Raw genomic sequence first — 10,576 nt, forward strand, 5'->3', positions numbered from 1 at the left:
GTTTTGTTCTTGGCATGATGTTAACCTCCTTGGTACATTAGGCAGTATAAAATAAAATACTCTTATTGTCCAAGTTCATTTTGGGGCTTATGAGAAACTATTAGACTGCTCTTCTATGTTATCTAACCTATCTACTCGTAATAAAGGAAATTCTACAGAGGGAAATGCTTTCGCAATAGTATTAGAGTCTCTAAATAAAGAGATTGAATATGCCAAAAAGAAAAATGAACAAGCCTTTAATAATTATTTAGCATATAGGCGAAGTCTTGAATACATTCATAAAGAATAAATACTCAGACAGGCGAAGCACTCCGCCTGTCTTTTTTTCTTATATAAGGATTAATATTGAACTTCAAATGAAATTAGCTAAAGTTATTCCAATGTCTTTTTTAATCACATTACAATATCATTATGCAATTCAATTTTACTATTAACATGCAAATACACTTACCTTTGTAATACACTTTCGATTAAGGGCTCTACACCTCTATCAATCAATCTATCAACCATTCTTTGTGCACTAAAACGATTAACTGAGAAAGCAATGTGAGAAAGGATTCTCGCAGCCTTTTCCTTTGTAAGAAAAGTGAACTGTTCCTGTAAAATTGTACTTGCAAGGGACGCTATAGGGTCATAGGACTCAAAAGTTAGGCATGAATCCTTAAAGTTTTCTTCGACAGCATTTATTACAAAACTCTCATTGTTATTATTCAACTTCATATAATTAATCAATACGAGTTTAAAGGAAGGATTCATTATTAGTTCACTACATAATCCTTCTCCATCCAAGTTGTGTATATATTGCTGTGCTACCGTGGTAAGGTCTCCATTAATAATATCATGCTTTGCTTCTTCTTTAAGATTGCTTTTTTTGATTATTTCATTCAGTTTTTCCATAGCATGTAACATTTCTATTACGGATGGATAACGGTCTTCACTATTCTGACTTGTAGCTTTATTAACTACTTGTCCAAATTCATGCCTTTCATTATCTGGATTCCCTGTGAAAATAAAGTTAATAACTTTTCCTAATGAGAATACATCACTTTTTTTATCTCCATCTTTAAGTGCATACATTTGCTCAGGGGAACAATAGTAGAATTGCCCAAAAGCCTTAGTATGTAGAGTTTGATGAGAATGAATATCTTCAAAATTTTTACCCAGTCCAAAATCTGTTATCTTTATTTCCCCATTAACAAACAAGATGTTTGAAGGGCTAAGGTCTCTATGAATTATGTTCCTTCCATGAATGGTTGCCATTATCCTCAATACTTGTAACGCTATTTTCATTTTTTCCTCAATAGATAGTTTGTTTTCTTTTACATACTTAAATAAAGTAAATTCACCTTTTTCCATCTCATACAACATTTTATTTTCATCAAAATCATACAGCTTAATTACACCTGAAATATCCTGTAGAGATTTTGTAATCTCGTACTCCCTTTTAAATCTACTTCGTATTCCTGGATTAGCAATATATTCATCTTGTAATTTCTTTAAGACCTTATTATCACTCTTTCTTAGATAAACTTTTGCAAATCCCCCTTCCCCTATTTGCTCAAGATCTTCATCCTCATTAATCAAAACATAATTTCCATCTTTTCGTATTATCTGATTCGCATCATACTGTAATTGTTCATTAAAAAGATTTAGTGCTTTTTGGCTTAGTTCAATTGCATTAATTTCATTTACCTTGTTATCTCTCATAATAAATCTTTTACTCAAGATTAATGTAAAAAAGGCATCCAACTTGTTCCCTTTCACCAAGTCCTTTAGTCTCTCTACAACATAGAACCACCTAGAGGGAAATCCAGATTGATAGATATCATTGTAGCCGAAATACTGGTTAAAAAATGCTACCAGCTCCCCTCCAGCTTTATATGAATAACATTCACCTGTATCCCCTATAAATACTTCCGAAATATACCTAAGATCTTCATCAGAAATCATTGCATTCCCCTCTATCCTTAACTGATTTACTACCCTAAGCTAGATATGATTATTTGTTCAAGTCTATACACACAAAAAGGCAGTTCCAAATAAAGTTCATTGGAACTGCCTCCTGTTGTTTTATCCTGTTGTGTACATCACCAAGTAGTTCACATCATAATTCTCTCACTATTTCTTCATCTAAAATTGCTTTCCTCTTTTCCCAATCAGGAATTAAAGAGTAAAGCATTTGATAAAAGTTATCGCTATGATCATTGTGTTTGAAATGAATGAGTTCGTGAAGCACCACGTAGTCGATGCAGTATTTTGGTGCCTTTATAAGTTCAGTATTCAGTAATATTGTGTTTTTTTCTATTATAGCTGAACCCCAACGTGCTTTCATTAACCGTACATCAACATCTGGCTTCTGAATTCCGTACTTTTGCACCAGAGGAAACATTTTTTCAAGGGATTCATTGAATACCATCTGAGCTTTCTCACGATACCATTCATTCATCAGTTTCTCTTTTCTACTTAGATTATCTGTATCTTTAACGTGTAAATAAATAAACCCCCGAAAGTATTTGACCATTTCTTCTTCGGTTGTCTTCTGTACACGCAAACGATATTGCTTTCCTAGATATCTAAAGGTTTCTCCACTTACATATTCCCTTTCACTTTGCTTTAAGGGTTGTACGTCGTTAAAACGCCCAATGTTTTTGATAATCCAGGAACCTTTTGATTTTACAAAATCAGAAATAAAATCTAACGGAACTCTGTCATTTGCAGTAACCTCAATCGTCATATCAGGTTTGACATTGAGATTTACATTTTTGACTTTTTTACGTTTTATAATGAAATCTATGACATTATTAGCGTACTCAATTTGATGTTTTTCCATGCTGCTCCCTGCCTTAGTAACGTCTCAGAGCAACCGTTTTGATTTGCTCAATGATTTTATCAATTGTATCAAAATCAATATCCAAACTGTACTTTTCTTTATAATCAAAAAGAAGATCATCCAATTCTTGAGCAATTCGATTGTGAATCTCTAAATTATCATGCCAATCGACTTTTTGATGTTCCTTTATGATTTCATCCATCTTCTTTGCCAAATCACCCAACGTATTTGTGTCATAGCTTATGGATGTTTCTTTTGTTTCACCCAGAATATCCTTTGTAACGCCATAAAAGGCTTGTGCATTTCGATTTTCTTTAATCACTTTAGGATACTGTTCAGTTGATTGACCACTCTGGTAGTCCTTCATAATGTCCTTCATACGGTTCAAATACTCAGCTTCAGAAATCCGTTTGTCTCGATATTCTTGAATTGCCTCTTGAATCCGTTCAGAAAACTTTTTGTAATAGGATGGGTTTTCATCCCATTTTGCATGAACACTCTTTGTTAAGCGAGTACGGATGGCATCTGCTTTTGCTCTTTTAGAACCAAGACGTTCTATTTCCTCTTCAAAAGCCTTTGCATTTAAAATGTCCACTGGATTGGTTATACGAATGACTTCCTCAGCAGAAATATAATTGTCCATTAACTTCTGCATTTTTGCCTCATACTCTTTATGGTCAATCGTATCTGAATATCGTAGCTTTACACTCTTACGTAAGTCTTGGAAAAACTTAAAATCCTTTTTGTACTTTTGTAGTTCTTCTGGAGGCAAGGCATTATAGATTTTTTCAGACTCTAATGCAATTCCAAGGTTTCGTCCATAATTACTTAATACGTTGTAAAAGCCTTCTCTACGTTCTTCATCCTCCAACCACACTTCATACTCTTCTCTGTCATTTTTGTTTTTAATTGGTGCAAAGATTTGGAGTAAGTCGGAATAGTATTGTCGTAATGAACCAATTATACTAATTACATCATAAATGGCACCTTTTAAATCTTCTGGATCAAAGTTTTCCAAGCCCGCACCAGAGTACATCTGCATAGCTTGATCCAATTTATCCAACAACCCACGGTAATCAATGATTAGCCCATAATCTTTTCCTTCATAAAGTCGATTTACACGTGCAATTGCCTGTAACAAAGTGTGTTCCTTCATTGGTTTGTCAACGTATAACACGGTTGCACGAGGAGCATCGAAACCCGTAAGCAATTTATCAACAACGATTAATAAGTCTATTTCATCACCGTTTACAAATTCGTCTTTAATAGCATCCTCGTACTTCTCAGGTGTTAAGTAACGGTTCATCATCCGTTTCCAAAAACGTTGAATTTTATCTTTTGATTCCTCGTCAACTACTTCATGGCCTTCTCGTTGATCAGGTGGAGAGATAACAACAGCACAATTCAAGTCCCCAAACTCTTCAAATGCCTCTATATAGCGAATGGCTTCAATTTTACTATTGGTAGCCAACATCGCTTTAAACTGGCTACCTTGGGTCTTGTAGTTCTCCAAAAAGTGTTTATTAACATCTTCCGCAATTAAATAAATCCTCTGCTCTGAAGATGCTAGTTTTTCATACTTGCTCCATCTTTGTTTCACTTCTTCTTTTTGCTTGTCATTCAGATTTCTTGTTATCATATCAAGACGAAGGTCAATTGCCTTTTGGTTCACTGACTGCTCAACCATTTTCCCTTCATATAAAAGTGGTACAATTGCCCTGTCTCGAACCCCATCAGCTATTGTATATTTATGAATGAGTTTCCCAAACCTTATCATTGTGCTTTTTTCTTTCTTCATCAGTGGGGTCCCTGTAAAGCCCAGATAACAAGCATTCGGGAAAACTTTCTTCATTTTAATATTTAGCTCTCCATACTGAGTTCGATGCGACTCGTCAACGAGTACAAAAACATCCCTGGATTCAATAGGTTTTTGCTTACTAGATGCCGAATCGAACTTATGAACTAATGTTGTAACAATATCGGCGTTATTGTCATTAATAAGATCGACTAAATGACCACCTGTAGTAGCCCTGCTTGCCTTTAACCTTGTATGACGGAATGTTTTATGGATTTGCTTGTCTAGCTCCACCCTATCGGTTACGACAACCACCTTCGGATTGTATTCATGCAGCTCCGACAAAATATATCTGGCCAACATCACCATCGTAAGAGATTTACCGGAACCTTGAGTATGCCAAATAACACCACTTTGACGATTTCCGTTTTCATCCCGTTGTTCAATAGTTTTAATAATTTCTTTGATAGCAAAGTATTGTTGGTAACGTGCTACTTTTTTCACATCTTTATCAAATAGTGTAAAGAATTGAGTAATCTCTAGTAACCTCTCAGGATGGAACAAAGATATGATGTTTTTATCCTGTGTTGTTGGTAATCTGCCCTCCAGTGTTTGTTTTAAACATAACCTTTGCCATTCTTCTTGCTCTTCCTGCCATACAGACCAAAACTTCTTAGGTGTATTACAAGTGGCGTATTGTGTTTCATTTTTATTTGTAGCCATAACCAATTGAACAAACTTAAACAAGTGTGGAGCATAATCTTTACCTTGATTGCGAATCATCTGGCTGATACCTTGGTTCATTGAAATAGATGCCTTTTTACACTCGATAATAGCAAATGGTATTCCATTCACAAATAAGACAATATCAGGCCGAACTGTTCCACGACCATCCATCCGTTCTACTTCAAACTCCTCTACTACATGGAAAACATTATTCTCGATATTTTTCCAGTCAATATACTGTATAGTGAACGACTTTTTTGATCCATCCGGCAAAAACTCTGTATAACTCCGTCCGTTCATGATGGTTTCATAGATAACTTCATTTGTTTTCACCAATCCATTAGTTAATGGCTCATTTATATCTCGTATCGCTTGTTGAATGTTAGTATCACTAAACTTACGAATTTCGCCTCTGTATTCGTAAGAATTTAGTTCTTTGAGTTTGTCCTCTAAGATGGTTCTTAACAATACATCGTGAAGATTCCCACGGAATTGGGTGGCTCTATCTGGTGATAAGTATTGATAACCTAATTTCCTTAACACTTCAATTGCAGGGACTTGGCTTATATACCTTTCATCGTAACTCTTCTCATTAGACATGTTCACACCTCCATTTTCGAAATGGAAAAATGAGTGAAATTTATACTTTCACTCGAATCTTTCCTGTTAATAATAATTTCATAAGGCCTTTCTTTTGTTTTTTTATCTCTACAGTCTCCTCCTCTAGCAAATCAATCTCTTTATCCACACAGGATAATAAATTTGCAATTTCCATCTGTTCTTCAATTGATGGGACCTTTATATTTGTATTTAATAATCCTTTCAAATCAAGGTTTCTTCTGACAATACTAGCACCTTGCTCAGAATTAACATTATAAATCCAAATCATGTGTTCAGCTTTCATGAAGTATTTACCAAAAGTCGGGTTTAACCTATTCCGATTGAACTCGAAAACCTTATATGCGGGAGAAACTATACCTATTTCAAAATTGGTCAGTACGTCTAAACTTCCCATCCATAAATTCATCGTACTGAACACTAAGTTGTTTTTTCTAATAATCTTATACCCAATGTTATTATCACTTGCTACTTGCTTATTAAAATGTTCACTTTGTGCAACAATACCATTCTTTGTAACAGATAACACTTGAAATTGATTATTTTCCGTACTTTTATTGTTTACTTCTTTTATTAGTTTTCCAAGTTTCACGTTTTTCCACTCTCCGTCAAACCCAGGCAACCTCACTGCACCTGTCAAGATTTTCTGCATTATACCTTTTTTCTGCTCTTTTTTCTGCTCAATTAGCTTTTCCTTTAGCACAATTGCCTGGTCCCAAGTAGAAAGAATATTAGCAATTTTCTTTTGCTCCCCAAGAGGCGGTATACCTATAGATATGTAATTAATTATTTTTAAATTAAGTCCTCCCCTACCTCCATCACCTGTAGACATCTTCCTTAGTTCATCATATCTACTATCTAAATTATAGTAGAGGAACTTTGGTTCTATTGTGTCATCAGGAACAATTGACGCTAAGGATTGATTAGTACATAATTCTATTTTATTCATAGCAACAGTACCTCGTGTCTTACCTTGACCCGCTAGGGCAACCAATACAGAGTCTTTAGGAACCATTTTTGTACTTGAAGAATTGAATCCTTCCTTTGTTATCTTTTTTTCTGTACTCCATATAAATTTCTTATTTATTTCTCCTGAACTCATCCAAGGAATATCTCCATTCCAATATTCACTATTTCTTGTACTAGGAGTAGCTCCTGCAAAAACATTCTTACTAATATCTTCAATTTTCTTAACTTCCCAATCTATAGGAATTAATCCAATATTTGTTTTTTTCATTTCTACCTTATCACTCAACAAAATCACCTACAATCCAAGCTCTTTCAGATACTCTTCCATCTGCTCTTCTATTCCTTGAAGCTCTCTCTTAATATTAACAATGTTTTCCTTAACACTTACCATATCCACTGGTTTTTCTTCTTCAAAAGTATCGACATAACGTGGAATATTCAAGTTATAATCGTTTTCCTTAATTTCATCTATTGTAGCGACATAGGAATATTTATTAATGATTTCACGTCTTTCATAAGTATCCACTATTTTTTCAATGTCCTGCTCTCTTAATTTGTTTTGATTTTTCCCTTTTTGAAAATGTTCCTCTCCAGAAGCATCAATAAATAAAACATCTTTTAGCTTTCGATCTTTCTTGAAAACCATAATACAAACTGGTATTCCTACTCCATAGAATAAGTTTTCAGGTAATCCAATAACAGCATCTAACAGGTTCATATCAATGATTTGTTGGCGAATTTTGCCTTCGCTTGCTCCTCTAAAAAGAACACCATGAGGTAAAATGGTTGCCATTCTTCCACTTTCAGCTAGTGAATAAAGCATATGTTGCACAAACGCATAGTCTCCTTTTGAACTTGGAGGAACTCCCCAATCAAATCTTCTAAATGGATCAAGCCCTGGTTCCATTTTAAATTTCTTATCATTTCCTTCACCAGCAAAACCCATCGCCCACTTATCCAGTGAAAAAGGAGGATTTGCGACAATGACCTGAAACTTCATTAACTTACCGTCATCTAAATGAAGTGGGTTAGCTAATGTATCACCCCATTCAATTTTCGCATCATCGATTCCATGTAAGTACATATTCATGAGTGCCAATGAGTGGGTAGCACCATTACGCTCTTGTCCGTAAATAGCTACTTTTTTACTTGGAACTTGTTTGGCAACCTTTAATAATAAGGAACCTGAACCACATGTTGGGTCATAAATTCGGTCATTTTCTTGAGGTTTTACTAAACTTGCCAATAACTCTGATACTTCTGCCGGAGTATAGAACTCTCCACCTTTTTTGCCTGCATCCGAAGCAAATAAACCAATCATATATTGATAAGCATTTCCTACTATATCTTCATTTCCTAATTGGGATGGTCTCAAAGACAGTTGGTTAAAATCCTCCAATAAAGAACGAAGCATTGCATTCCGCTCTTTTGCTTTTCCTAAAATTGCTTCACTGTTAAAATCAATATTTCGGAATACTCCTCGAAGTTTTCCTGTATTCTCATTTTCAACTCGTTCCAAAGCCTTGTTAATGATTTCTCCAATTTCAGGGTCGTTTCTTTTACTATACAAATGGTCAAATGTTGATGTTTCATCTAATACAAATCTTTCTCTTGATAAAGCTCTTTGTATACGCTGATCATCCCCATTGTAACGCTTTGAATATTCTTCTACTTTCTCTTTATAAGAATCACTTAAATACTTGATGAACAACATGGTAAGGATATAATCCTTGTATGTAGATGAGTCAATTTTCCCTCTGAATGTGTCTGCTGCTTGCCACAACACACTATTGATTTTTTCTTGCGATGTTAGTTCGATCATTCTTTTATCCTCCTAATATTTGCTGAGTTACTCCTTGAAAGAGAAGCTCTTTTTCTTCTACTAATTTCTTGTAAAGTATTTTTTCCCTTTGGTGAAGCTGGAAAAGCTCTATCAAAATTTGTTGTTTTGAAATGGATGCTAACATAATAGGAATATTTCTTATTGCATGTTGATTAGTGCTTGGAATCCTACTACCTGCTTGAGATCGCTCCAATTCCTTCTTTACATTCAATGAATTAAGGTACCATGCAACATACTGTGGTAAAACCTTTGCTTCATTCACTTTTATGATAGCAAAGTATGACGGAACCAATAAACCAGTATGGTTTTTATCTATATACACTGCTGTATAAGGTTGGCTTAATCGCATCAGTACATCGCCTGCTACAGTAAAATAATGGTCATCCAAGTCATCATTACTGATAAATTCATCAAATGATTCGTTAACAATTACCCCATCTTCACCTATATTTTTGAGCGACAAAAGTTTGTATCTTGCCTTTTCATCATATTCAAATTCTGCCTTCTTCCTACTTAATACCAGTCCCGTTTTTATTTGGGCTATCTCACCAAGTTGCATCTTACACCTCCTTTAATGTTAAATCTAATATTTAACTATTATTTGTTAAATACAGTATATAACTCAACTGTAACTAAAGTCAATCTTTTGTGGTGATGAACCTAACCGTAAAAGAGTTAAAAAGCAAATGAGATACAGTTATAGCAAAAAAATTTGAGTCTATAATATATTAACTTCATTATAAGAAAGGGGTTGTGTATATGGATAAAGACACAATCATTACAATGCCACCAGCAAAAAGAGTTCAGGAAGTCAATAAGATGTTAAAAGAGCATAGTCTCTCGGAAATTTGCGAACGTCTCGGAATCCCATCTGGATCGTTCAGTAAGCTCATGAGGGAGGGAGATTACTTGTACCATCAAGCAGACAAGCGATACTATCCGTTTGTTCGTTCTGAAGAGGAACGAGTTACAAGTACCCATACCAATCAGAATGATGATATAACATTCATCAAGAGCCATATTGACACTCTTAAAAAGGTAATTCAACAATTTGAAGAGTCGGGTAATTTACTGCTTGATAAACGCATTTACAGCAAGAATGCAGAGTTCTCAAATAAAAGTATCAGGATGAACACTTCTATTTACGAGGACTTCAGTAAATTTTGTGAAGAATATTACCCTCACCTTAAAACTCAAGACATCATCGCACAAACACTCCTTGATGCTATGACTAGGTACAAACCAGAAAACGGACGAGAGTTGTAAAATGCTCTCGTCTTTTTGTGGTATTTTTTTCATAAAGAAGGTGTCTATTGCGTTTGTAACAAAACATTTTAGACACCTTCAATGTTATTTTCACATATTTTTAGATTTTGAATGGATTTTTCAAACAATTGGGGAAATCAGTGCGGTTTTTGGGAATGAGGATAGGGCTTACTCCGATACTAGCAAGATCCTGAAGGTATTTTCGATAGGTAGGTGGAGACATATGTTTCTTCGGAGTATCTATACTTCCTTTGGAGATTTGAACGAGGAATGCACGAAGATCATTCTTTTTCTTTTTTGAGAAATGACTATTTTCAATGATTTTTTCCGCCTCAGTGATTTTATAATAATCACCTTGGTGAACTATTGGTAGAACATGCTTTTCCATGTACTCTTTCCATAAATGATACAAAAAGTAGCTCCTTAATTCCTTTCGGATTAACCCCCGAATTTTGGACAATATCACTCTTAATCTAGCTTTTTCTTAAAATTACATTGTTTTTCGTTTCCTTTTGTCCTTTTTGGAGTC

Annotated in this window: 8 protein-coding genes; 1 reads left to right on the forward strand and 7 read right to left on the reverse strand. The window is 34.7% G+C overall.

What is annotated here, in order from left to right; translation table 11 throughout:
- Positions 1-447: 447 nt before the first annotated feature.
- From J2S07_RS21090 to J2S07_RS21115, 6 genes are all read right to left on the reverse strand, one after another.
- Positions 448-1,950 (reverse strand): serine/threonine-protein kinase, encoded by a 1,503-nt coding sequence (locus J2S07_RS21090; RefSeq protein ID WP_307152361.1) that lies wholly within the window; start codon positions 1,948-1,950, stop codon positions 448-450.
- Between the two features lie 154 nt (positions 1,951-2,104).
- Positions 2,105-2,830 carry a M48 family metallopeptidase gene (locus tag J2S07_RS21095; protein WP_307152362.1) on the reverse strand — a complete coding sequence of 242 codons (726 nt, stop codon included), beginning with the start codon at positions 2,828-2,830 and terminating at the stop codon, positions 2,105-2,107.
- A 13-nt stretch (positions 2,831-2,843) separates the two neighbouring features.
- Positions 2,844-5,951 carry a type I restriction endonuclease subunit R gene (locus J2S07_RS21100; protein WP_307152363.1) on the reverse strand — a complete coding sequence of 1,036 codons (3,108 nt, stop codon included), beginning with the start codon at positions 5,949-5,951 and terminating at the stop codon, positions 2,844-2,846.
- 40 nt (positions 5,952-5,991) lie between these two features.
- Positions 5,992-7,224 (reverse strand): restriction endonuclease subunit S, encoded by a 1,233-nt coding sequence (locus J2S07_RS21105; RefSeq protein ID WP_307152364.1) that lies wholly within the window; start codon positions 7,222-7,224, stop codon positions 5,992-5,994.
- Between the two features lie 9 nt (positions 7,225-7,233).
- The gene (locus J2S07_RS21110) at positions 7,234-8,760 is read right to left on the reverse strand and encodes a type I restriction-modification system subunit M (protein WP_307152365.1); all 1,527 of its coding nucleotides are present in this window, start codon (positions 8,758-8,760) and stop codon (positions 7,234-7,236) included.
- 4 nt (positions 8,761-8,764) lie between these two features.
- Positions 8,765-9,340, reverse strand: coding sequence for a restriction endonuclease subunit S (locus J2S07_RS21115; RefSeq protein WP_307152366.1), 576 nt, complete (start codon positions 9,338-9,340; stop codon positions 8,765-8,767).
- Positions 9,341-9,540: 200 nt separating this feature from the next.
- Here J2S07_RS21115 and J2S07_RS21120 point away from each other — a divergent pair, with 200 nt between their 5' ends.
- Positions 9,541-10,047 carry a hypothetical protein gene (locus tag J2S07_RS21120; protein ID WP_307152367.1) on the forward strand — a complete coding sequence of 169 codons (507 nt, stop codon included), beginning with the start codon at positions 9,541-9,543 and terminating at the stop codon, positions 10,045-10,047.
- 100 nt (positions 10,048-10,147) lie between these two features.
- Here the strand turns inward: J2S07_RS21120 and J2S07_RS21125 are convergent, their stop codons facing one another.
- Entirely contained in the window at positions 10,148-10,459 is a 312-nt protein-coding gene (locus J2S07_RS21125) for a hypothetical protein (protein ID WP_307152368.1), read from the reverse strand.
- Positions 10,460-10,576: the final 117 nt, after the last annotated feature.

Origin of the sequence: Anoxybacillus andreesenii, from assembly GCF_030813005.1 — a bacterium.
GTDB lineage: Bacteria > Bacillota > Bacilli > Bacillales > Cytobacillaceae > Robertmurraya > Robertmurraya andreesenii.

Excerpts from the sequence above, each read along its gene's own strand:
- J2S07_RS21090 (WP_307152361.1), bottom strand. The coding sequence starts at position 1,950 with ATGATTTCTGATGAAGATCTTAGGTATATTTCGGAAGTATTTATAGGG.
- J2S07_RS21095 (WP_307152362.1), bottom strand. The coding sequence starts at position 2,830 with ATGGAAAAACATCAAATTGAGTACGCTAATAATGTCATAGATTTCATT.
- J2S07_RS21100 (WP_307152363.1), bottom strand. The coding sequence starts at position 5,951 with ATGTCTAATGAGAAGAGTTACGATGAAAGGTATATAAGCCAAGTCCCT.
- J2S07_RS21110 (WP_307152365.1), bottom strand. The coding sequence starts at position 8,760 with ATGATCGAACTAACATCGCAAGAAAAAATCAATAGTGTGTTGTGGCAA.
- J2S07_RS21115 (WP_307152366.1), bottom strand. The coding sequence starts at position 9,340 with ATGCAACTTGGTGAGATAGCCCAAATAAAAACGGGACTGGTATTAAGT.
- J2S07_RS21120 (WP_307152367.1), top strand. The coding sequence starts at position 9,541 with ATGGATAAAGACACAATCATTACAATGCCACCAGCAAAAAGAGTTCAG.